Below are 22,529 nucleotides of genomic sequence, written 5' to 3' on the forward strand. Positions count from 1 at the left end.
GCGCTGAGGTTGTAGCAGCGCCACCCGATGCCTACCGTGCGCGGTGGCCGACGACCAGACGTACAGCGGAAGAACGTTTCCTCGGAGCACAAGTGGGAGGTGGGGCTCCGGGTGACGCAGGGAGTTCCGCGGGTCGTGTCACATCCCGGGCCGCTGTGCCGTCTCAAGGTCTGACAGACACCGACCGACCCGGAACAGAGGAGAGACACCCCATGTCGACAACCGGGACCGCAGACCTCGTCGCGATGCTCGAACGCTTCCACTCCGCCGTGAACAGCGGCGACCCGGAGGTCGTCGCGAAGGCCATGGACGAGTTCGTCGCCCCGGACGTGCGCTTCGACGCGCCGGTGCCGATGGGCGCGACGGGCCGGGAGGCCCTGAAGCGGGTGTGGGGGGTGCTGCTGGGCGCCTTTCCCGACATCCACGTCGCCGTCGAGGAGACGATCACCGAGGGCGACCGGATCGTCTCCCGGAACCGGGTGACCGGCACCCACCGGGGCGAGTACCAGGGGCTGCTGCCCACCGGAAAGACCGTCAGCTACCAGGAGATCTTCATCCTCCGCGTCGTCGACGGGCGGATCACCGAGATCCGGGGCGTCGTCGACGTCCTCACGCAGCTTCGTCAGCTCGGCGCCCTCCCGTTCTGACGAAGCGGGTCGCGGGGTGGCGGCAGGCCTGGCCGCCACCCCGCGGCTGTTTCAGGTCAGCCGTCTCACGTCAGTGGTTTCACGTCAGCCGCAGCACCAGCTTGCCGGTGTTCTCGCCGCGGAACAGCATCCCGAACACCTCGGGGAAGTCGGCGATCCCGCCCTCCACCACGTGCTCCTTGACCGTGATCCGGCCCTCGCCGATCCAGCCCGCGATCTCCCGGGCCGCCTCGGCGTACCGGCGGGCGTAGTCGAAGACCACGAAGCCCTCCATCCGGGCCCGGCGCACCAGCAGCGACAGGTAGTTGGACGGGCCCTGCACGGCGGTCTCGTTGTTGTACTGGCTGATCGCCCCGCAGACCACCACCCGGGCGTGCATCGCCAGCCGGGTCAGCGCGGCGTCCAGGATCTCGCCGCCGACGTTGTCGAAGTAGACGTCGATGCCGTCCGGGGCGTGCGTGCGCAGCGCCTTGCGGACGTCCTCGGTGCGGTAGTCGATCGCCGCGTCGAAGCCGAGCTCGTCGGTCAGCAGCGCGCACTTCTCGGGGCCACCCGCGATGCCGACCACCCGGCAGCCCTTCACCTTGGCGATCTGCCCGACCATGGTGCCGACGGCCCCGGCGGCGCCGGAGACCACCACGGTCTCGCCCTCCTTGAGCGCCCCGACCTCCAGCAGCCCGAAGTAGGCGGTCATCCCGGACATGCCGAGGGCGCCGAGGTACGTCGACAGCGGCGCGAGCGCCGGGTCCACCTTCAGCGCGCCCTTGCCGTCCGAGACCACGTACTCCTGGACGCCGAACGCCCCGGTGACGTGGTCGCCGACCTGGAACCGCGGGTGCCGGGACTCGACGACCTCGACCACGGTTCCCGCCCGCATCACCTCGCCCAGCCCCACCGGCGGCAGGTACGAGGGCCGGTCGTCCAGCCACCCGCGCATCGCCGGATCCAGCGACACGTACCGCGTCCGGCCGACGAACTCCCCGTCCCCGGCCACCCCCACCGCCTCCACGGCGTGCTCCCAGTCCTCCGCCCGCACCTCCCCGACCGGCCGACGGGCAAGGCGGATCTGGCGATTGGCTCCGGTCATGACGCCTCCTGGCGACGGCAGTGCTCCACTGGACGCCCGATTCTAAGCAAGCGCTTATTCATCTGACCAGGGCAACCGGCCCAGACCGTTCGGTCCTTCTCGCTGCGGCTGCCGGTTCCGTTCGAACTCGATTTGGCCACCGGGGAGTTCTGAAAAGCCCTACGCGGACGGTTGCCAGCCGAGGGCGGGGGCGAGGTGGGTGGCGATGTCGGTGAGGATCTGGACGTAGTCCTCGTGGGCGAAGGTGAACGGGAGGGCGAAGGCGACCTCGTCGATCTCGCGGTGGGCGGGGTGGGCGTGGAGGCGCTCGGCGATCTGCTCGGAGGGGCCGACGAGGTCGGGGGCGAAGACCGTGCGGGAGGGGCCCTGCGGGGCGCGGGTGCGGGGGGTGCGGGCGGCGGCGTAGGCCTGGTAGCGGGCGCGCTGTTCGGCGGTGGCGCTGTCGGTGGGGATGACCACGAGGCCCTGGGAGACGCGTGCGTCGTCGCCGTCGGGGTGGTGGGCGCGGAAGGTGCGGATGTGCGAGAGCTGGATCTCGGCGAAGTCCTCGGACTCCTCGGCCCGGACGACGCTGCTGACGAGCAGGTTGAGGCCGTTCCGGCCGGCCCAGCGGGCCGAGCGCAGGCTGCCGGCGCCGTACCAGAGTCGGGAGGCCAGCCCGGGGGAGTGCGGCTGGACGCGCGGGGAGTACACCTCGATGCCCTCGGTGCCCACGAAGTCGGAGGCCGCCTCGCCGCGGACGAGGGCGAGCAGGCGTTCGGCGCGGGTGTGGGTGAAGTCCTCGTGCTCGCCGGTGTCGGGGTAGAGCGCCGCCTTGACCTGCTCCCAGTGGGTGGGCCGGCCGACGCTGAAGCCCGCTTCGAGGCGCCCGCCGGAGAGCAGGTCGACGGTGGCGAGGTCTTCGGCGAGCCGCAGCGGGTTCTCCCAGCCGAGCGGGGTGACGGCGGTGCCGAGGTGGATGCGGCTGGTGCGTTGGGAGGCGGCGGCGAGGACGGCGACGGGGGAGGAGATGCCGTACTGGAGGTGGCGGTGGCGGAGCCAGGCGCTGTCGTAGCCGAGCCGTTCACCGAGGGTGATGAGGTCGAGGGTGGACTCGTGGCCCTGGCGGGGGTCGGCCTCGTCGAACAGGCCGATGGTGAGGAAGCCCAGCTTGCGCAGCGGTCGTGGGGTCGGCGGCATGGGTGGCTCCGCGGGGGTGTGAGGAGGGCCGGGGTCGGGGTGCCCGTCGAACCTAGGCACGCGTACGACCACCGGACAAGCGCGCCCGCCGGATCGCCATCGACGCGCAACGCGGCGCAACACCCGCTCAACGTCGAGCGGGTGGCGCCGCCGAAGCGGCACCACCCGAATGGGAACGCGGCAGGTCAGCAGCTGCGCAGCTCCGGGCTCTGGTTCCGGATCTGGTTGTGCAGGGAGGTGAACTCGCGGTAGGCGTCGCTCTGTTCGGCGCCGGGCCGGAAGGCGCCGACCCGGTGGCAGTTGACGAAGGCGAGCTTCACCCCGAAGTGGTCCTCCAGGCTGCCGCGGATGGCGTTGCTGGCGAGGGCGCGCAGCAGCTGGGCCCGCTCCTCGTCGCTGGGGGTGGTGTTGTCGTTGACGAACTCGCCGTCACCGGCGGCGAGTTCGGCGCTGAGCCCGGCGACGACCTGGTAGGCGTAGGGCAGCGAGGCGCGGACGGTGTCCACGAAGTCGGCCTGGTTGACCTCGCCCTGCTCGGCCTGGGCGAGGAGGGCGGGGGAGACGTCGAGCGACATGGCGGGGCTCCTTGCGAACGGCGAAGTCTGTTGGAGATGAAAACCATTTCCCCTAAGACTGTCGCGGACGCCATGACGCCCTGTCAAGGAGCCTCCCCCGAAGGAGTGGCGCTCGCCGCCTCCGGCCGTCTGACCTTGATGACGAACACGGCGATCACCGCCGCCAGCGCGGCGAACACCAGGCCCATCTGGAAGGCGCTGGCGATGCCGTGCACCAGCACCTCGGAGGAGTACGGCGCGGGAAGCCTCCCGGTGGCCTTGAACTCGGCGACCTGCTGCGGGGTGGCCTGCCGGAGGAAGGCCCCGACCTGCTGGCGGGCCTCGTTGCGGCTGGCGGTGCCGTAGACCGTGATCAGGATCGACAGGCCCAGCGAGCCGCCGACCTGCTGGGTGGTGTTGAGCATGCCGGTGGCCGCGCCGGTCTCGTGCGGGGCGACGTGCGAGACGGCGGTCAGCATCACCGGGACGAAGATCGAACCCATGCCGAAGCCGAACAGCAGGGTCGGGCCGAGGACCCCGCCGACGTAGGTGGTGTTGATGTCGATCTGGGTCGCCCAGAAGACGCCGCTCAGGACCAGCAGGGAGCCGGTGACCAGGAAGGGCTTCGGGCCCCACCGCAGCTGGTTGCGGGCGGCGAACTGGGCGGCGGCGATGATCGCGGCGCTGATCGGCAGGAAGGCGAAGCCGGCCCGCAGCGGGCTGAACCCCAGGATGTTCTGCACGAACAGGGTGATGAAGAAGAAGATGCTGAACATCGCCGCGGCCACGCACAGCATCAGCCCGTACGCGCCCGAGCGGTTGCGGTCGCGGAACAGGTGCAGCGGGGTGATCGGCTGGGGCACCCGCCGCTCGTTGAGCAGGAACGCGGTCAGCAGGACGAGGGCGAGGCTGAACGCGAGCAGCGTCACGGAGTCCGTCCAGCCGTGCTCGGAGGCACGGATGAACCCGTAGACCAGCGAGACCATGCCCGCCGTCGCGGTGAAGGCGCCGGTCAGGTCGAACCGGCCGGGGTGCTTCTCGGACTCGTTGATGTAGAGCGGTGCCAGCAGGGCGAGCGCGATGCCGATGGGCACGTTGACGAAGAACACCCACCGCCAGGACAGCCAGGAGGTGAGCATGCCGCCGAGCAGCAGGCCGATCGCGCCGCCCGCACCGGCGACGGCGGAGAACACGCCGAACGCGCGGTTGCGCTCCGGCCCCTCCTTGAAGTTGGTCGCGATCAGGGCGAGCGCGGTCGGCGAGGCGATGGCGCCGCCCAGGCCCTGGAGCGACCGGGCGGCGAGCAGCCACGCGGAGGACTGCGCCACCCCGCCGAGCAGCGAGGCGAGGGCGAAGACCAGTACGCCGACGATGAACACCCGACGCCGGCCGAGGATGTCGCCCATCCGCCCGCCGAGCAGCAGCAGCCCGCCGAAGGTGAGCGTGTAGGCGTTGATGACCCAGGACAGGTCGGTGGTGGAGAAACCCAGCGCCTGCTGGATGTGCGGCAGGGCGATGTTCACGATCGTGATGTCGAGCACGATCATGAGCTGGGTGGTGGCGATGACGGTGAGGGCTATCCCTGGGTGCTGGCCCCGTCGCGCGGGCGCGGGCGGAGCCGGGGCCAGGGCGCGCGAGGTGGCCATGGCAGGTCCCCCAATGGCTTGGGAGTGAACGCTGGGGCTGGACGGGTTCGTTCACTAACACCGACGGTATCCCCGGAACATAGGGAACACAACCGTTCATTATGGGAGAAGTCGGAGAGCCCCGGGCGCACGAACGCCGACCGGGCCGTTCCCCACCTCGGTGGTGGGGAGCGGCCCGGCCGGGGGTGCCGCGGGTCAGTGCTGCCAGACGCGCACGTAGTCGACCTGCATGTCCGCCGGGGCGACGGTGGTGCCGCCGTAGCCGCCGACGGCGTTGTTCAGCACCAGGTACATCGGCGCACTGGTGATCCCGGTGGTGATCTGGCCGACCTGCTTGCCGTCGTAGTAGTACGTCACCGAGCCGGGCGACCACTGGGCGCCGTAGGTGTGCCAGCCGGAGTAGTCGCCGCTGGCGCAGTCACCCGGGCCGCCCGCCGGGGAGTGGAAGTGGTAGCAGGCGGTGCCGCTCATGCCCTCCATCACGTCCATCTCGCCGTCCGCGGGCCAGTTCTGACCGACCGTCCAGAACGCGGGCCAGTTGGCGATCTGCCCGGTCGGCTGGGCCGGCAGGTAGATCCGGGCCTCGAACGCGCCGTACGTCGCGTTGAAGTGCGAGTCGGACTGGACCATGCCGGAGGTGTACGGGTAGGTCACGCCTTCGGCGGTGCAGGACTGCTTGGTGGCGGCCAGGTGCAGCGCGCCGCCGGAGACGGACACCTGGGACGGGGCGTAGCCGGCCGTCTCGTAGGTGTTGGCCGGGCGGGTGCAGCTGCCCGCGTTGGCCCACGGGAACTTGGTGCCCCACTTCGAGGTGTCCAGGCTGCCGCCGTTGAACTCGTCGTCGAAGACCTGGTTCCAGGTGCCGGCGATGCCGATCGGGCCGGTGCCGGAGGGCTGGGCCGTCGCGGTCGGGGACGGGGTGCCGGTCGCGGTGGGCGACGCGGTGGGCGACGCGGTGGCGGAGGGGGTGGCCGTCGGGGAGGCGAACGGCGAGGTGCTGGCCGTGGGCGTGGCCGTTGCAGTGGGCGTGGCCGTGGCGGTGGCGGTCGGGGTCGCGGTGGGCGAACTGGTCGCGCTCGGCGTTGCGGAGGCCGTGGCCGTGGGGCTCGACGTCGGCGACGGCGTTGCGGTCGGCGTCGCGGTCGCGGTCGCGGCGGGCGACGGCGTGGCCGTCGGGGAGGCCGTCGGGCTCGGGGTGCCGGTTGGGGTGACCGTGGCGCCGTCCGAGGTGAAGGTGCGGACCGGGCTCAGCTTGTGCCAGCCGCCGCTCGTCCGGTACGCGACGTAGTACTGGTAGCTGCCGGCCGGGAAGGTCCGGCTGCCCGCTTGGAAGGTGGTCTCGGTGGTGCCGAGGACGGACCGGGTGGCGCCCGGGAAGTCGTAGTTGCCGCCGTTGGCGGACCGCACCGCGATCGCCAGGGAGCGGACGGTCAGGTGCTGCGCCGCGTGGAGGGTGGCGACCGCCGAGACGGGGCTGCCGGTGCTCGGCACGGTGGGGGAGAGCGCCAGGGTGTCCACGGTCACGAGCTCGGCGGCGTCGGCCGGGGCGGCGAAGGCTGCGGCGGCGCCCCCGACGGCGGCGACGGCGAGCCCGAGGGCCGCGATCCGCCGGCGGGCGGCCGACTTGGCGCGTCGGTGCTTCGGATGTCTGGGCATGGTGGGGAGGACCCTTTCGTTCCCCCCTCGGACCGGCAGTCCCCGGCCCCTCTGTGGGAAGGGGCCGGGACCTGCATGGTCGAGGAGCCTGCGCGAGACCGGGCCGAGATCGCAAGCTCCGTGCCCGATCGTTCCGGCCCCGGTGCGGCCGTCCTCCTAACCAAAACGCCAGGTGGGGGCCGGTTTTGGCGGCGGCGCCCCAGCCCGGTGTGACTTCGCCCATACTCCAAACAGCCAGTTTTCGGACAAAGCGCTCCAATTGACCGCGACGCCGAGGCGTCCCACAGCGGCTGACACCCGGTCGGACCGGAGCGCCGCCGACCGCGGCCGCGCGGTCAACTCCCTTGCCGCTACTACTTCGTGGAGGCCGAGCCGTCGTAGACGTGGTCCGGGGTGACGATCGCGGTGATCGCCCGGGCGAGGAGCGTGGACGGCTCCTGGCCCTGGCTGCTGGAATCCGTGTTGATCTCGATGACCAGGGTGGCCTGCTGCTCGGGCAGGTAGACGGTCACGGTCTCGTAGCCCGGGATGGAGCCGTTGTGCCCGATCCACCCGTTGGTCTCGAAGATGCCGAGGCCGTAGCTGGTCCCGGGGAAGCCGGTCGGCAGCGTCATGAGCCGCTGCGCCTGGGTCTCGGGGCTGAGCAGCCGCCCGGTGGCGACGACCTCCGCCCAGTGCCGCAGGTCGTGCAGGTCGGAGATCATCGCCCCGGCCGCCCAGGCCCAGCTGGGGTTCCAGTCCGTGGCGTCCTCGGTCGCGCCGCTCAGCGTCTGGTCGGTGTAGCCGCGCGGATGCGGCTGCGGGAACTCGGGGCCGTGCGGGAGCAGCGTGTGGCGCAGGTGGGCCGGGCGCAGCACCCGCTCCCGGAGGACCTCGGCCAGTGGCCGGCCGGTCACCTTCTCGACCACCAGGCCGAGCAGGACGAGGTTGGAGTTGGAGTACTGGAACCGCTCGCCCGGACCGAAGGTGTTCTGGTGCCGGTAGCCGTACGCGAGCGCCTCCTGCGGGGTGAAGTACCGCGTCGGGTCGCTCAGCAGGTCGTGCTGGAAGTCCGCGTCCAAGGTGTACGGGAACAGGCCGCTGCGCATCTCGGCGAGCTGACGCAGTGTGATCCGGCGGCCGCACGGCACGCCGTCGACGTAGTCGGAGATCGGGTCGTCCAGTCCGATCCGGTGCTCGTCGACGAGCTCCAGCAGGGCGGTGACGGTGAAGGTCTTGGTCTCGCTGCCGATCCGGAAGAAGGAGTCGGTGGTCATCGGCGCGCCGGTGGTGGTGTCGGCGACGCCGGTCGCGCGGACGTAGCACCCCTTGCCGGGCTGCCAGAACCCGACGACGACGCCGGGGATGCCGGCCTGTCGGCGGACGTCCGCGATCGCCTGGTCCAGCCGGGCGGTCAGCGCGGGGTCGAGACCGTCCGACGGACAGTCGTCGCGGTGGGAGCGGTCGGCGACCGCGGCACGGACGGTCGTGGCACGGACGGTCTGGGCGTGGACGGTCGCGGCGGGGGCCGCCGTCACCGGGGCCAGTACGGACATCACGAACAGCGTCGCGGCGAACAGTCGGCGGTGGTGGGTACGTCGCACGTCGGGGCGCCTCTTCCAGGTCACGGCACGGGATCGGACGTGCAACCTCACCACCGGAGCCCGGGCGCGGCGGCCCCGCGCGGGCGCGGGTCCGAGCGAGTCCACTCGTTCGGAGGGCCGGTGGGCGCGACGCGCGCGCGGCCGGGGCCGGATGTTTGGGAGGGAACGAGTTCGTTCACTAACATCGACAGTGTCCCTGGACGAAGACCGGGAGAACCGGGGGAACCGGGGGAACCGGGAGAACCGGGGGACGAGGACGCCGGAGAAGGTGCGCAGCCATGGCCGCTGAACTTGGGACCACCCGCGGAGCGGCGACGGCCGGCCCGCCGCGGCGGCGCGGCGAGGCGCTGGAGAGCGCCATCTTCGAGGCGACCCTCCAGCAGCTGACCAGCGACGGCTACGCCCGGCTCACCATGGAGGGCGTCGCCGCCGCCGCCCAGACCGGCAAGGCCGCGCTCTACCGGCGCTGGCCCTCCAAGGAGGAGCTGGTGAAGGACGCCCTGCGGGCCTGCCTGCCGCAGGCCGGCCCGGCGCCCGACACCGGTGCCCTGCGCGGGGACCTGCTGGCGGTGGTGGCCAGGCTGCGCACGGCGATGTTCAGCGAACCGGGCGCCGCGGTGCGCGCGATCATGAGCGAGCTCGACCACCAGCGGGCCCACGCGTTCCTGGAGATCGTGCTGGAGCGGGTGGTCGAGCCGACCACCCGGCTGCTGGGCGAGGTGCTGGCCCGGGGCGCCGGCCGCGGCGAGGTCCGCCCGGGATCGGTCACCCCGCTGGTCACCGACGTCGTCCCGGCGCTCATGCTGTACCGGATCAAGATGTGCGGCGGCGCCGCGGTCCGGCTCGACCCCGAGGAGATCGTCGACGAGGTGCTGCTGCCGATCGTCCGCGCCTGACCCCCCGGGCGCCGGCCCGACGTGATCCGAACGACACGCCCTACGCGCCGCTGTGGCGCAGCATCTCCTCCCGCTCGACCACCTTCACCCGCTCGCGCCCCTCGGCCTCGCCCAGCGCCCGCTCGTACGCGTCCAGCAGCTGCCAGCCCTGCCAGGTGGTGTGCCGGACGGCCCGGCGGCGCAGGTGCTCGACGACGGCCGCCGGGTCGGGTTCGGCCGCGCCGGGCAGCCGGCCGGCCGCGTGGTCGTCCAGCAGGCAGGCGACGGTCTCGTTGGCGTCGCCCTTGGTGTGGCCGATCAGGCCGACCGGCCCGCGCTTGATCCAGCCGGTGACGTACGTCGCGGTCCGGTGCGCGCCGTCGCCGTCCAGCACACGGCCCGCCCGGTGCGGGACGGTGCCGGAGACCGGGTCGAACGGCAGCTTCGGCAGCTCGTCGGAGTAGTAGCCGACGGCCCGGTAGACGGCCTGGACGTCCCAGTCGGTGAACCGGCCGGTGCCGCGCACGTTGCCGGTGCCGTCCAGCTCGGTGCGCTCGGTGCGCAGCCCGACGACCCGGCCGTCCGCGCCGAGGATCTCCACCGGGGACTCGAAGAAGTGCAGGTGGATCCGGTGCGGGCGGTCGCCGACGTCACGGATCGCCCAGTTCTCCAGGGTGGCCGCGACCAGGTCGACGTGCTTGACGGCCCGCCGCTCGGCCACCGACCCGGCGTCGTACTCGATGTCCTCGGGGTCGACGATCACCTCGATGGTCGGCGAGTGGTCGAGCTCGCGCAGCTCCATCGGGCTGAACTTGGCCTGGGCCGGGCCGCGGCGGCCGAAGACGTGCACCTCGCGGGCCCGGTTGCGCCGGAGGCCGGCGTGGACGTTCGGCGGGATCTCGGTGGGCAGCAGCTCCTCGGCGGTCTTGGCGAGGATCCGGGCGACGTCCAGGGCGACGTTGCCGACGCCGAGGACCGCGACCTGCTCCGCCTCCAGCGGCCAGTCGCGCGGCACGTCCGGGTGGCCGTCGTACCAGGAGACGAAGTCGGCCGCGCCGTGGGAGCCGTCCAGCCCGGTGCCGGGGATGCCGAGCGGGCGGTCGGCCGTCGCGCCGGTGGCGAAGACCACCGCGTCGTAGAAGCGGTGCAGGTCGTCCAGGCCGAGGTCGGACGGGTAGTCCACGTTGCCGAAGAGGCGGACCTGCGGCTTGTCGAGCACCTGGTGCAGCGCGGTGACGATGCCCTTGATCCGCGGGTGGTCCGGCGCCACGCCGTAGCGGATCAGGCCGAACGGCGCGGGCATCCGCTCGAACAGGTCGATCGAGACACCGGGGTCCTGGGCGGCGTCGGACTTCAGCAGGGCGTCCGCGGCGTAGATGCCGGCGGGGCCGGCGCCGACGATCGCGACCCTGATCGGGCGGGCCGGTGCGGTGCTGGTGGAGCTGGGCATCGTGGGCGTTCCTCCGGGCGGGCGCGGTGGGGAGGCGAACGGGATGCTCGCAGCCAACCCGGCCGGGGCGGGGCGGTGTAGGAGGGGCGGACCTATGGGGTCATAGAACGGACCTATGGCCGGGGCGGGAACGCGTGCGGCGGTCCCGCCCCGGCCGGTCCGGGGGCACTACCGGGTGGGTCAGGCCACCACGTGGTACCAGTAGCCGCCGGTGCGCAGGCCGACGTAGTGCACGTCGGTGCCGGTCTGCTGCGCCTCGAACATCATGTCCGCGCCCGTGGACGGGTCGGTGCCGGCGTAGATGACGACGTGGTGCGTGTTGTGCGGGCCGGAGCCGAAGAACTCGATGTCACCGGGCTGGCGCTGCGACTCGGAGATCGGCAGGGTCCGCCGGTCCCAGGTCTGGTCGTTGGTGTTGCCGCCGTTGCCGAGGTCGATCCCGGCGCCGAACCAGTACGCGGCGCGCACCAGGCCCGAGCAGTCCAGGCCGACGGTGGAGTTGGCCGGGCACGGCTGGATCGAGCCGGTGTAGCCGTCGCAGGTGCCCAGGGACGGGCCGGGGCCCTCACCCCGCAGCGAGTGGCCGCCGCCCCACACGTACGGGTAGCCGAGGAAGGTCTTCGTGGCGCTCAGGACCTTGTTGGAGTCGATCGGGCCACCGGGCGGCGGGGTGCCGGTGGAGCCCGGGCCGGAGCCGCCGCCGTACAGGGCGTTCTTGGTGGCCGGGCCGACGATGCCGTCCGCGGTCAGGCCGTGCGAGCGCTGGAAGTTGCGGACGGCGGTGTCGGTGGCCGGGCCGAACTGGCCGTCCACGCCGATCCCGGCGCCCGAGTTGTTGAGGATCGCCTGGAGGGTGGCGACGCAGCTGCCGGTCGTGCCGCTCTGCAGGTTGCCGCACTGGGTGCGCAGGTCCAGGTTGGTGGCGGTGCCGCTGCCGGAGCCACCGCCCGAACCGAGGCCGTACAGGGCGTTCTTGGTGGCCGGGCCGACGATGCCGTCCACGGCGAGGCCGTGCGCGGACTGGAAGTTGCGGACGGCGGTGTCGGTGGCCGGGCCGAACTGGCCGTCCACGCCGATGCCGGCGCCGAAACGGTTGAGCAGCTGCTGGAGCGTGGTGACGCAGCCGCCCTGGCCGCCCTGCTGGAGCTGGCCGCAGTCGCTGAGCAGGTTGAGGTCGGAACCGCCGCCGCTCGTGCCGTACAGCGCGCCCTTGGTGGCCGGGCCGACGATGCCGTCCGAGACCAGGCCGTGCGCGGACTGGAAGGTGCGCACGGCGGCGTCGGTCGCGGGACCGAACTTGCCGTCCGGCTCCAGGCCCGCGCCGTGGGCGTTGAGCAGGCGCTGGAGCGTCGCCACGCAGGCGCCGCTCGATCCCAGCGACATGGTCGAGCAGGAGGTGTTCAGGTCGACGTCGCCCGAGGCGGTGGCGGCCGCGGTGTCCAGCGCGTTCTTGGTGGCCGGGCCCGCGATGCCGTCGACGTCGAGGCCGTGTGCGGACTGGAAGGTACGGACGGCGTTGTAGGTGGCCGGGCCGAACTGCCCGTCGGCGCCGAGCTTGGCGCCGGTCAGGTCGAGCTCCATCTGGAGCTGGGTGACGCAGCCGTCGGTCTCGCCCTGCTGGAGGTAGGTCGGGCAGGCGGGCGACTGGATGCTGACCGGGCTGCCGACGGGTGGCGCGGTCGCGGCCGAAGCGGTGCCGGTGGCGGTCGCGGTGAACGCGCCGACGCCGGTGAGCACGGCCGCCAGGCTCAGGCCCAGCGATATCCGGCGCCGGGCGGGAAGCGATCTACTCACGGGTGGTCCTCCGCAGTTGAGGGTCGGTCAGATTGACGTCGATGCGCGGTGGTTGATGCCTTGCCGCCACGATCCGACGGACCATCAGTTTGCGGAATGCCGATCCGTACCGGCGGCCGCTGGGCCGTCCCAGGGCCGTCCGGAGTCGTCCCAGTGCCGTCTCCGGCCGGTGAGCTGGGGAGTGGGACGGCCGGGCGGGGGAAGTGGAGACGTCCCCACTCCCACCCGCACGGCGCCGGAGACGGACGGACCGTCAGCTGCCGTCGGCCGCGGCCTGACCGGGCACGGCGGGGACGGCGGGGGACGCCGCGGCGGCGCCACCCTCGGAGACCCGGGCGGCCGAGGCCTCGAAGAACCGCAGCAGCTCCACCGGGAACGGCAGCACCAGCGTCGAGTTCTTCTCCGCGGCCACCTCCACCACCGTCTGGAGCAGCCGCAGCTGCATCGCCGCCGGCGTCTCGGTCATCTTGGCGGCGGCCTCGGCGAGCTTGGCCGCGGCCTGGAACTCGCCGTCGGCGGTGATGATCCGGGCCCGGCGCTCCCGGTCGGCCTCGGCCTGACGGGCCATCGAGCGCTTCATCGAGTCCGGCAGGCTGACGTCCTTGATCTCCACCCGGTCGATGTGCACGCCCCACCCGGCGGCCGGGCTCTCCAGCATGATCTCCAGGCCCTGGTGCAGGTTCTCCCGGCCGGAGAGCAGGTCGTCCAGCTCGCTCTTGCCGATGATCGAGCGCAGCGAGGTCTGGGCGACCTGGAGCATGGCGAAGGAGTAGTTCTGCACGTCCACGGTGGCCTTGATCGGTTCGACGACCCGGAAGTACAGCACCGCGTCGACGCTCACCGAGACGTTGTCCCTGGTGATGCCCTCCTGTGCGGGCACCGGCATGGTGATCACCTGGATGTTGACCTTGCGCATCCGGTCCAGCACCGGGATCAGCAGGGTCACGCCGGGCTCGCGGACCTGCCCGCGCACCCGGCCGACCCGGAACACCACGCCGCGCTCGTACTGCTGCACCACCCGCAGGCCGGTGAGCAGCCAGAACAGCACCAGCACGGCGACGATCACGAGAATTGCCACGTTCGTTCGACCTTTCCCCGTCGCGGCGCAGCCGGGCCGGGCCCGGAGTGGGCCCCGTCGCTCGGGTGCGAGCCGCGCTGCACAGTATGCGCGCGGCGCCCGGGGACCGACAGACGCGTGCGGCGATCTCCTGACGGCTCCTTAACACCCCTGGTCGGGCGCGTGGTCGGTACCGGCGTGGCTGTGCACGGCGCCGACACGCACGCCGCCCCGCCGTTGCTCGACTTACCGGAGACCGGGCGCTTGGATGGGTCCGGCCTGGTCACCACCGCCGGACGCGACCCCGGGCACCGGCACAGCCGAGGAGCCGCCACCGTGAACGACACCCCCGACCCGGACGCCGTCCACCGGACCGAACCCGCTGCCGTGGCCCGCCGGATCACCGAGCGCCGCGAACAACTCGGCCTGGACGAGGAGGCCCTGGCGCGCCAGGCGGCCATGGCCCCCCGCTACCTGCGCCACCTGCTCGAAGCGGGCCCCGCCTTCGACCCCGGCGGCTTCCTGCGGATCGCCGCCGCGCTCGGCACCACCCGGGACGCGCTCCTCGAAGGCCGCCCCGACGCCCCGCCCGGACAGGGCGGTGCGGGCCCCCACCCGCTGCTCCAGAGCCTCACCGAGGCCGAGTGCTGGGAGCTCGTCGGCACCCACGGAGTCGGCCGGATCGGTCTGCCCGTCCAGCCCGGGCCGGTCGTCTACCCGGTCAACTACGTGGTCGACGCCGGGACCTTCGCCTACCGCACCGCCGAGTCCGGCTCCGCCGCCCCGGCCGAGGGCACGGCCGTCTCCTTCCAGGTCGACCACATCGACGAGTACCTCGGCCGCGGCTGGAGCGTCCTCGCCCTCGGGCCGGCCCACCACGTGGACGACCCCGCCGAGCTGAGCCGCCTCGCCGCCCTCCCCGGCTCCACCCCCTGGGCCGGCGGCGACCGCCCGTACTGGGTCCGCATCCGCCCCCAGGAGCTCACCGGCCGCCGCCTGGTGAGCGGCTGAGGGCCCCGCGTGGGCCGGCTCAGCCGAAGTCGGGGATCGGGTGGTCGGGGGCGAGCGCGGCCGCGATCCGCTGGGCGATCACATGCGCGTTGTGGCTCGCCGGGGCGTTCGGTCCGTTGGTGGTCGAGACGGCGATGGCCAGGTGCTCGCAGGGGAGGTAGTCCTGGGAGGCCGAGTAGCCGAAGAACAGTGGGTGCTGGGAGACCCAGTCGTCGAGGACGAGCAGGCCCATCCCGTAGTGGGTGGCCTCGGTCTGCGCGATGCAGACGTCTTCCGGGCACGTGTCGGTCGCGTGGCCTAGGCCCACCGTCCCCGGGTTCAGCAGCTGCTGGTACCCGGCGGGGGAGAGCAGCTCGCCCGCGCCGATGCCGACGGCCGAGCGGGCCAGGTCGCAGATGTCGGTGGTCTCCACCGCGCCGGGGGCGGTGGTCCACGAGGGGTTCCAGAAGGTGGACTCCTCGTACGTCCCGCGTTCGGCGGTGAAGGCGTGCAGGACGGGGGTCGGGATGTCGGGCGTGAAGCTGTTGCTGGTCTCGTGCAGCCCGAGCGGCTCCAGGACCTCCTGCTGGAGCAGGACGTCCAGCCGGGTGTTGGTGATCTTCTCCAGGGCGGCCCCGAGGAGGACGAAGTTGGCGTGGGAGTAGTTCCAGTTGGTACCCGGTGGCTCGTAGAGGCGGTCGGCGTGCGTCGAGATGGCGACCAGCTCGTCGGCCGACCACTGCCGGAACGGGTCCGCGTAGACGGCCGCGCCGAAACCGGGGGCCCGGACGTAGTCGATGAGACCGGTGGTGGAGGCGCCGAGCATCCGCAGGGTGATCCGGTCGGCGTGCGGCAGGTCGGGCAGCCAGCGCTCGACGGTGTCGTCGAGCCCGACCCTGCCCTGGTCGACCAGCCGCAGGAGCGCGGTGCCCAGGTAGCTGATCGCCACGTTGCCGTTGCGGAAGTGCATGGCGGGCTCGGCCGGGACCCCTGTCATCGACTCGCCGAGCGCGGTGGTGACGAGCTCGTGACCGTCGACGGTGACCCGCAGGATGACGGACTTGAGGTCCAGCTCCGCCTTGGCCTGCTCGGCGATCCGCAGGACGTCACGGGCGGGGCCGTGGTCGGGCAGCCGCGAACCGACGCAGGGTCGGTGGTGGCCTCCGGTGCTCGCCGCAGCGGCGGCGGTGGTGACCGGGGTGCCGAGCGCGACGAGGGAGGTCACCGCGGTGAGCGCGGCGAGGCGCAGCAGGGAGGTGGAGCGGGTGGGTTTCATGTCGGCACTATCGGCCGTGAGCGCCCGGGCACCGGCCCCGGCGGCCGGTGACCCGCATGAACGTCACCCGTTGGGCGTCGTGCCGGACGCCTCCTGCCGAGCAGGGCCGGGAGCCGGGACGGGACGCGACGGAACGGCCCGTACGAGCCACCGCTCGTACGGGCCGTTCCGTGGGTGTTCCGGGGCGGGTCAGGCCTTCTTGACCACGCTGGACTTGAGCTGCATGGCGCCGAAGCCCTCGATGCGGCAGTCGATGTCGTGGCCGTCGACGCCGTCGACCAGGCGGATGTTGCGGACCTTGGTGCCGGCCTTGATGCCCGAGACGCTGCCCTTGACCTTGAGGGCCTTGATGACGGTCACCGTGTCGCCGTCCTGGAGGACGTTGCCGACCGCGTCCTTGATCACGCGCTCGCCCGCGCCGGCCGCGCCCTCCGCGTCGCCCTCGGCGGGCGCCCACTCGTGGCCGCACTCCGGGCAGACCATCAGGGCGTCCATCTCGTACGTGTACTCGCTGGAGCACTTCGGGCACGGGGGCAGGTTGTCGCTCATGTGCTCAGGTCGTCCTATCGGTGCAGGGGGCGGCGGCCGGCACGACAGCATGTATGAACTTGAAGAATTTTTCAAATCGCTCGCTCGCCGGGAGTCGGTTCCGCACAGTGACGGAGGGTGCCGGCCCTCTGTGCACCTCTGTCCGTACCATGGACCACGCGGTTACTGACTGGTATTCAGGAGCGATGCGCAGAGTTCTGATCATCGGTGCCGGCCAGGCCGGCCTCCAGTTGGCCCTCGGGCTCCAGTCCCACGACTACGACGTGACCGTGATGACCGACCGGGACGCGGACGCGATCCGCGGCGGCCGGGTGCTCTCCACCCAGTGCATGTACGACGCCGCGCTGCGGACCGAACGCGACCTCGGCCTGGACCTGTGGGCGGACCGGGCCCCGCAGATCGAGGGGATCGGGGTGTCCGTCACCGGCCCGGAGTCCGCGCGGGTGATCGACTGGGTCGGGCGGCTGGACCGCCCCGCGCAGTCCGTCGACCAGCGGATGAAGATGTCCACCTGGCTGGAGACCTTCGCCGCCCGCGGCGGCCGGGTCGTCGTCCGGCAGGTGAGCGCCGCCGACCTCGACCACCTCGCCCGCTCGTACGACCTGGTGCTGGTCGCCTCCGGCAAGGGTGCGCTCGGCTCCCTCTTCGAGCGCGACGAGGAGAGGTCCGCGTTCGACCGGCCGCAGCGCGCGCTCGCCGTCAGCTATGTGCACGGGCTCGCGCCACGGCCCGAGCACGACTTCCCCGGCCTGCGGTGCAACGTCGTGCCGGGCGTCGGCGAGGGGTTCGTCATCCCGGCGCTCACCGAGGCCGGCCCGTGCGACATCGTGCTGTGGGAGGCCGTCCCGGGCGGTCCGCTGGACGTCTTCGCGGAGATCCGGGACCCGGCCGAACACCTGCGGGTCACGCTGGAGCTGATGAGGACCTTCACCCCCTGGGAGTACGACCGCACCCGGGGCGGGGTCGAACTCACCGACGCCGGCGCCACCCTCGCCGGGCGCCTCACCCCGGTGGTCCGTCGCCCCGTCGGCGAACTGCCGGGCGGCGGCGCGGTGCTGGGCGTCGCCGACGTCGTCGTCTCCAACGACCCGCTCACCGGCCAGGGCTCCAACAACGCCGCCAAGTGCGCGACCGGCTACCTGGAGGCGATCCTCGCCCACGGCGACCGGCCGTTCGACCGCGACTTCATGCAGGCCGCCTTCGACCGGTTCTGGGAGGACGCGCGGCCCGGCACCGCGTGGACCAATGTGATGCTGGCCCCGCCGCCGGACCACGTCCTGGAGCTGATCGTCGCCGCGCAACAACTCCAGCCCGTGGCCGACCGGTTCGCCAACGCCTTCAACAACCCCGGTGACCTGGAGGAGTGGTACTTCGACCCGGCGAAGGCGGCGGCCTATCTGGCCTCGGTCACATCGCAGGGCTGAGTGGGACCTTTCCGGGCGCGGCGGGACTCCGACGTTCTGCTCGAGCGCGGCTGGGGCAAGAGATGATCTTGAGCCTGTTGTGGAGGGGAATCGGCCAAAGTGGGGAGGAGTCGTGTGCATGGCTCGGCGTCGGCCCTTACGCTCGCCGACGGGCGGCGGGACGCTACGGCTCCGCAGTACGTCCGGCACGTCCACCGCGCGCTCTGCGCGGAATCCGGCCACGCCGCCCACCGGGCGGATCACGGCCTCGTCCACCACACCAGAGGAGTCTGCAATGTCCGACGTCTTCGCCGAGCTCGACCTCCAGGACCTGGACCTCAGCGAGCTGACCGTCACCGCGCTGCGCGACACCGTCGCGCTGCCCGAGAACGGCGCCTCCGGGGGCGGTTCCTGCTCCTGCACGGCCTCGTCCTCCTGCTCCGAGCCGCAGGACATGTAGTTCCTCGCGCCCTGAGCAAGTCCGGATCCAACGCATCGGCACGTCCCTACCAGTAGAGCCTCGGGAGACCGCCATGTCCGACCAGTTCGAGGATGCCCTCGCGCTCGACGACCTGGACCTCGGTGAGCTGACCGTCACCGCGCTGCGCGACACCGTCGCGCTGCCGGAGACGGGAGCCTCCGGCGGGCCCAGCTCCACCTCCTGCGGATCGTCCTCCTGTGCGGTTCCGCACCCGCCGGTCCTGCCGTACTGACACCGACCGGTACCAGCCGCCGGGGCCGGCGCCGACAGGCACCGGCCCCGGTGGCACGCACCGGGTCCTTACACGCGGGCGCATCGCCCGGCCGTCGGCCCGCCAGGAGGAGCCCGTCATGACAAACCGCGTCGCCCTGCCCCAGGCCGTGCCGACGACGCCGCCCGTGTTGCAGCCGGTGCCAACGCCGGCGCAGCCGCCGGCCCGTACCGCGCCGTACGCCCTGGTCCGCGCCACCGTGCTCGCCCGGCCCGCGCAGTCCGCCCGCTCCGCCGCCGTGCGCGAACTGCTGGCCGGGCTCACCGCCGTCGAGGCCGCCGACGCCGCCCTCCGGCCCACCCTCTGCGACGACCTGTACGCCAGCCGCGCCGGCCACGGCGAGGAGTTCCACCGTCAGGTGGTCCTGCCGCTGCGCCGGGACCTGCACAACGGCCGCCCGCCGCGCGCCGCGCTGCTCGACCGGCTCGCCGACCTCCCCGACCGACTCCCCGCACTCGCCGCCTGGCTGGAGCTGCGCGCCCGGCGCGCCCGTCTGCTCGATGCCCTCGCCGACGCCGTGCCATCTGCACTGGCCGCCGAACGGGCCGCGCTCGCCGAACTCTGCCGCGAACCGGCCTTCGCCCGTGCCGTCGCCCTGACCGGCGCCGACCTGCTGCGCGCGGTCGGTACCGTTGCGCGTGGCGGTGATGGCGGCGCGGTCGGGGTGGGGCGCGGGCGGGCCCGTAAGCAGGAGGCCGCCGTTCTGCGGCACGCCCTGCGGGCCACCGCCAAGACCAGCCCGCTCTCCTGGTTCACCGCCGTCGGCTGGGCGGGGCAGGGGCACGTACCGGGCGGGGAGGGGCGGCTGCGTGCCGTCGTCCAGGAGAGTCGGACGCTCGTCGGCGCCCTCGTCCAGGCCCTGCTCGACGAACCCCGGCGCAGCCGCACCTTGCCGCACCGGATGACCAGCGCCGCCCGGATCGAGGACGGGCGCGCGCACTACGGCCGGGAGCAGGTCGTCTTCACGGGCGGCCGCTACCTGGTCACCCGCGAGGAGCGGGTCGAACTCGCCGCCCGGCCCGAACTGGCCACCCTCGCGGCGCTCGCGGACACCCCTGAGGACGTTCCGTCGAGCGCTTGCGAAGGCACCCCCGCCCGCCTCGCGGAACGCCTCGCCGCCGCGCTCGGCCGCCCCGGTGGCGACGCGGCGGTCCAGCGGTACGTCGGGCGACTCCTCGACGCCGGGCTGCTGGTGCCCACGGACCCGGTCGACCCGCAGGACCCGACCCCGCTCAGGAGCCTCGCCGACTGGCTCCGGCACTGGCCCGAGGACGCCGAGCTGGCCGACAGGGTGCAGCAACTCGCCTGTCGTACCGAGGAGTTCGTGGAGGCGCCGGCGGCGGACCGTCCGGCGCTGCTGGCCGCTCTCGCCGACGACTGGCGTCAGGTGCTCGCCGAAGCGGGCCGGCCCGTCCCGGCCGACGCCGCGTCGCTCACCGTGCTCACCGAGGACGTCGTCGCGGCAGGGGGCCCGCGTGGCGAGCTCCAGGACGCCGATCGGGCCGTGCTCTCCGAACTCACCGCCCTGGCCGAGCTGTTCGACCTCGGCCATCTGATGCGGCGGGCCGCCCGCGACCGCTTCGTCGCCCGCTACGGGCCGGGCGGGGTCTGCCGCACCCCGTGGGAGTTCGGCGCCGACACCGCCGAAGCCTGGGCCGAGGCCGGGCGGTACGCCGCCCTCCCCGCCGACTCCGCCGAGCTGCCCCGCGAGCTGGCCGAACTGGCCGCTCTGCGCGAGGAGTTGCGTGCCACGCCGGTGGTCGACGGGGAACTGGTACTGCCCGCCGACCGGATCCGGGCGCTGGCCGCCCGGCTGCCCGACTGGACCGCCGCCCGGCCGCTCAGCTACTCCTGGTTCGTCCAACACGACCACGTCGACGGCCTGTTGTGCGTCAACCACGTCTACGGCGGCTGGGGGCGGTTCACCAGCCGGTTCCTCGACGCCCTCGACGGGTTCGCCGCCGCCGTGTCGCGGCCCGCCGCCGACGCCGTCGCCCGGCAGATCCGCGACGGCCTCGGTGCCGCCGCCCGCGCCGTCCAGATCCGCCCGGTCGGCGGGTTCAACGCCAACCTCCACCCCCGGCTGCTCGCCGACGAGATCGGCCCCGACCACCGCTGGACCAGCCTCGCCGAGCCCGACCTCGACCTCGTCCACGACCAGGCCACCGACCAACTCCGCTTCCGGCTGCGGTCGACCGGCGAACTGCTGGACGTGCTCTACCTCGGCTTCCTCGCCCCGATCATGCTGCCCCAGCGCATCGCCCCGCTCCTCGCCGACCACCCCAGTGGCGTCGTCAACTTCCGCTCCCTGCTGACCCGCAGCACCCTCCCCGCGCCGGGCGGCCGCGTCACCCACACCCCACGGCTGCGGCACCGCCACGTCGTCCTCGCCCGCCGCCGCTGGCACCTCCCGGCCGCCGTCCTCGACGCCCTGCGCGCCGACCTCGCCGCCGACGCCGGCCCGGCCGGGCTCCCGTGCACCGCCGTCGCCCGCTGGCGCGCCCTGCTCCAGCTGCCCGAGCAGCTCTTCCTGCACCCCGTGCCGGAGCCGTCGGCAGGCGAGGTGGCCGACGAATTCGTCGCGCGGCTGCGCGCGCCCAAACCCCAGCCCGTCGACCTCGGCAACCCCCTCCACCTGCACTGCCTGTCGAAATGGCTCACCCGGCACCCGGGCGGCGTCATCCTCGAAGAGGCCCTCCCCGCCGGCGCCGGGCAGCCCGACCCGACCCACACCGTCGAGCTGGTCGTCGAGACCTACCGGCCCGCGCGGCAGGTGGTGGGGCGGTGACCGGTCGACCTCCAACAGTGGTGTCGGTAAGGGTTGTTGTGCAGATGTCCGGGTGCGAGTGTCGAGGAGGCGCGCGATGAGTGGATCAGCCGTCGGTAGCTGCGATGTGGTCCTTTACTACTACCGGCCCACCAAGGCCCAGGCCCTGCGCGAGGCCGTGCTGCCGCTGGCACGGCAGGCGGCGGGGGAGGGGCTGACCGTGCACCTGGAGCGGCACTGGCGGTTCGGCCCGCACCTGCGGCTGCGGCTGAACGGCCCGGCCGGGCGGGTGGCCGAGGTGGCGGAACGCACCGCCGAGGGGCTGCGGGCGTGGGTGGAGCAGCACCCGTCGGTGGCGGACCGGACGGACGCGCAGCTGCTGGCGGAGGCCGAGGTGGCCGGCCGGGTGGAGCTCGTCGCGCCGCCGTACGGGCCGCTGGTGCCCGACAACACCGTCCGGGTCGAGCCCGTCGAGCCGGACGCCGTACGCTCCCTGCACGCGCTGCTGGGAGCCGACGCGGTGGCGCTGCGCGACGAGTTGCTGCGGCTCGGCCTGCCCGCCGTCGCCTCGGGCTGCGACTTCCTCGGGGCACACGGCGACGCGGCGGCGGCCCGGGTCCAGCTGGTGGTGGCGGCGCTGGCCGCGCACGCGCTCGCCCACCCGGACGGGCTGGTCGGCGGCCACTACTCGTTCGTCTCGCACCTGGAGGACTTCCTGGTCCACGAGGACCCGGACGGTGGTCTGCGGGCGGCCTTCGAACGACGCTGGGAGAGCAGCCGCGGTGCCGTCACCGCACTGGTCGGCCGGATCGCGGACGGCGGGGCGGAGGGCTGGGAACAGGACTGGGCGCACTGGTCGGCCACGGCCTGGAGCCGGACGGCGGAGCGGCTCGCGGCGGGGGCCGACCTCGGCGGCGACCGCGCCGAGTACCGGGCACGCGCCGCCGCCCTGGGTGACCGGGCCACCGCCGAGCGCTGGGACCACGAACTGCGCACCCGCTACAGCGAGTTCCATCAGCTGCTGCACCGATCGGACCCCCGGGGCACCATGTGGACCCGCTCCGACTACCTGATCTACCGGGCCTGCACCAACGGCCTGTACCGGCTGTTCGCGATCTGCGACGTCCGGCCGGTGGAACGCTACCTGGCCGCCCACCTGGTGGTGCGCAGCGTGCCGGAGCTGACCGGGCACCGGTGGCAGACGCGGGTCGACGAAGTGATCGCCGCGGTCGAGGGGGCGGCATGACGGCCGAGCTGGACGGCA

At 73.0% G+C, this 22,529-nt stretch carries 19 protein-coding genes; 8 read left to right on the forward strand and 11 right to left on the reverse strand.

Features of this window, described 5'->3' with window-relative positions; translation table 11 throughout:
• Positions 1 to 212: 212 nt before the first annotated feature.
• Positions 213 to 647 carry an ester cyclase gene (locus ABTY15_RS25355; protein WP_350599709.1) on the forward strand — a complete coding sequence of 145 codons (435 nt, stop codon included), beginning with the start codon at positions 213 to 215 and terminating at the stop codon, positions 645 to 647.
• A gap of 79 nt (positions 648 to 726) precedes the next feature.
• On the opposite strand, the gene ABTY15_RS25360 is transcribed toward ABTY15_RS25355, so the two are convergent.
• The 6 genes from ABTY15_RS25360 to ABTY15_RS25385 form a co-directional block, all read right to left on the reverse strand.
• A complete protein-coding gene (locus ABTY15_RS25360) occupies positions 727 to 1,734 on the reverse strand; it encodes an NADP-dependent oxidoreductase (protein WP_350599713.1) in 1,008 nt (335 codons plus the stop codon).
• Between the two features lie 159 nt (positions 1,735 to 1,893).
• Positions 1,894 to 2,913: an LLM class flavin-dependent oxidoreductase gene (locus tag ABTY15_RS25365; protein WP_350599717.1), complete on the reverse strand. Its 1,020-nt coding sequence runs from the start codon at positions 2,911 to 2,913 to the stop codon at positions 1,894 to 1,896.
• Between the two features lie 185 nt (positions 2,914 to 3,098).
• Positions 3,099 to 3,488 carry an SCO5389 family protein gene (locus ABTY15_RS25370; RefSeq protein ID WP_350599719.1) on the reverse strand — a complete coding sequence of 130 codons (390 nt, stop codon included), beginning with the start codon at positions 3,486 to 3,488 and terminating at the stop codon, positions 3,099 to 3,101.
• Positions 3,489 to 3,571: 83 nt separating this feature from the next.
• Positions 3,572 to 5,113 (reverse strand): MFS transporter, encoded by a 1,542-nt coding sequence (locus ABTY15_RS25375; protein WP_350599723.1) that lies wholly within the window; start codon positions 5,111 to 5,113, stop codon positions 3,572 to 3,574.
• A gap of 195 nt (positions 5,114 to 5,308) precedes the next feature.
• Entirely contained in the window at positions 5,309 to 6,769 is a 1,461-nt protein-coding gene (locus ABTY15_RS25380) for a glycoside hydrolase family 16 protein (RefSeq protein WP_350599727.1), read from the reverse strand.
• A 353-nt stretch (positions 6,770 to 7,122) separates the two neighbouring features.
• Positions 7,123 to 8,352 carry a serine hydrolase domain-containing protein gene (locus tag ABTY15_RS25385; protein ID WP_350599730.1) on the reverse strand — a complete coding sequence of 410 codons (1,230 nt, stop codon included), beginning with the start codon at positions 8,350 to 8,352 and terminating at the stop codon, positions 7,123 to 7,125.
• A gap of 278 nt (positions 8,353 to 8,630) precedes the next feature.
• Here ABTY15_RS25385 and ABTY15_RS25390 point away from each other — a divergent pair, with 278 nt between their 5' ends.
• Positions 8,631 to 9,248 (forward strand): TetR/AcrR family transcriptional regulator, encoded by a 618-nt coding sequence (locus tag ABTY15_RS25390; protein WP_350599732.1) that lies wholly within the window; start codon positions 8,631 to 8,633, stop codon positions 9,246 to 9,248.
• 40 nt (positions 9,249 to 9,288) lie between these two features.
• On the opposite strand, the gene ABTY15_RS25395 is transcribed toward ABTY15_RS25390, so the two are convergent.
• The 3 genes from ABTY15_RS25395 to ABTY15_RS25405 form a co-directional block, all read right to left on the reverse strand.
• Entirely contained in the window at positions 9,289 to 10,677 is a 1,389-nt protein-coding gene (locus tag ABTY15_RS25395; RefSeq protein ID WP_350599734.1) for an FAD-dependent oxidoreductase, read from the reverse strand.
• Between the two features lie 180 nt (positions 10,678 to 10,857).
• Complete coding sequence (locus tag ABTY15_RS25400; protein ID WP_350599737.1) at positions 10,858 to 12,471, reverse strand: C40 family peptidase; 1,614 nt, start codon at positions 12,469 to 12,471, stop codon at positions 10,858 to 10,860.
• 253 nt (positions 12,472 to 12,724) lie between these two features.
• Positions 12,725 to 13,549: a slipin family protein gene (locus ABTY15_RS25405; RefSeq protein ID WP_350599741.1), complete on the reverse strand. Its 825-nt coding sequence runs from the start codon at positions 13,547 to 13,549 to the stop codon at positions 12,725 to 12,727.
• Between the two features lie 315 nt (positions 13,550 to 13,864).
• Here ABTY15_RS25405 and ABTY15_RS25410 point away from each other — a divergent pair, with 315 nt between their 5' ends.
• Positions 13,865 to 14,539 carry a helix-turn-helix domain-containing protein gene (locus ABTY15_RS25410; RefSeq protein WP_350599744.1) on the forward strand — a complete coding sequence of 225 codons (675 nt, stop codon included), beginning with the start codon at positions 13,865 to 13,867 and terminating at the stop codon, positions 14,537 to 14,539.
• Between the two features lie 19 nt (positions 14,540 to 14,558).
• Here the strand turns inward: ABTY15_RS25410 and ABTY15_RS25415 are convergent, their stop codons facing one another.
• Entirely contained in the window at positions 14,559 to 15,794 is a 1,236-nt protein-coding gene (locus ABTY15_RS25415) for a serine hydrolase domain-containing protein (protein ID WP_350599747.1), read from the reverse strand.
• Positions 15,795 to 15,983: 189 nt separating this feature from the next.
• On the reverse strand, positions 15,984 to 16,343 hold the full coding sequence (locus ABTY15_RS25420; RefSeq protein WP_350599750.1) for a zinc ribbon domain-containing protein YjdM: 360 nt from the start codon (positions 16,341 to 16,343) through the stop codon (positions 15,984 to 15,986).
• Positions 16,344 to 16,528: 185 nt separating this feature from the next.
• On the opposite strand from ABTY15_RS25420, the gene ABTY15_RS25425 reads away from it, so the two are divergent.
• The 5 genes from ABTY15_RS25425 (at position 16,529) to ABTY15_RS25445 (ending at position 22,511) form a co-directional block, all read left to right on the forward strand.
• A complete protein-coding gene (locus ABTY15_RS25425) occupies positions 16,529 to 17,767 on the forward strand; it encodes a styrene monooxygenase/indole monooxygenase family protein (protein ID WP_350599753.1) in 1,239 nt (412 codons plus the stop codon).
• Between the two features lie 274 nt (positions 17,768 to 18,041).
• The gene (locus ABTY15_RS25430; protein WP_350599755.1) at positions 18,042 to 18,206 is read left to right on the forward strand and encodes a thiazolylpeptide-type bacteriocin; all 165 of its coding nucleotides are present in this window, start codon (positions 18,042 to 18,044) and stop codon (positions 18,204 to 18,206) included.
• Positions 18,207 to 18,279: 73 nt separating this feature from the next.
• Positions 18,280 to 18,459 carry a thiazolylpeptide-type bacteriocin gene (locus ABTY15_RS25435; protein ID WP_350599760.1) on the forward strand — a complete coding sequence of 60 codons (180 nt, stop codon included), beginning with the start codon at positions 18,280 to 18,282 and terminating at the stop codon, positions 18,457 to 18,459.
• A 118-nt stretch (positions 18,460 to 18,577) separates the two neighbouring features.
• Complete coding sequence (locus ABTY15_RS25440) at positions 18,578 to 21,286, forward strand: lantibiotic dehydratase (protein ID WP_350599763.1); 2,709 nt, start codon at positions 18,578 to 18,580, stop codon at positions 21,284 to 21,286.
• Positions 21,287 to 21,362: 76 nt separating this feature from the next.
• Positions 21,363 to 22,511, forward strand: coding sequence for a lantibiotic dehydratase C-terminal domain-containing protein (locus ABTY15_RS25445; RefSeq protein ID WP_350599767.1), 1,149 nt, complete (start codon positions 21,363 to 21,365; stop codon positions 22,509 to 22,511).
• The last annotated feature ends 18 nt before the right edge of the window (positions 22,512 to 22,529 follow it).

Origin of the sequence: Kitasatospora sp. NPDC097643, from assembly GCF_040302625.1 — a bacterium.
GTDB lineage: Bacteria > Actinomycetota > Actinomycetes > Streptomycetales > Streptomycetaceae > Kitasatospora.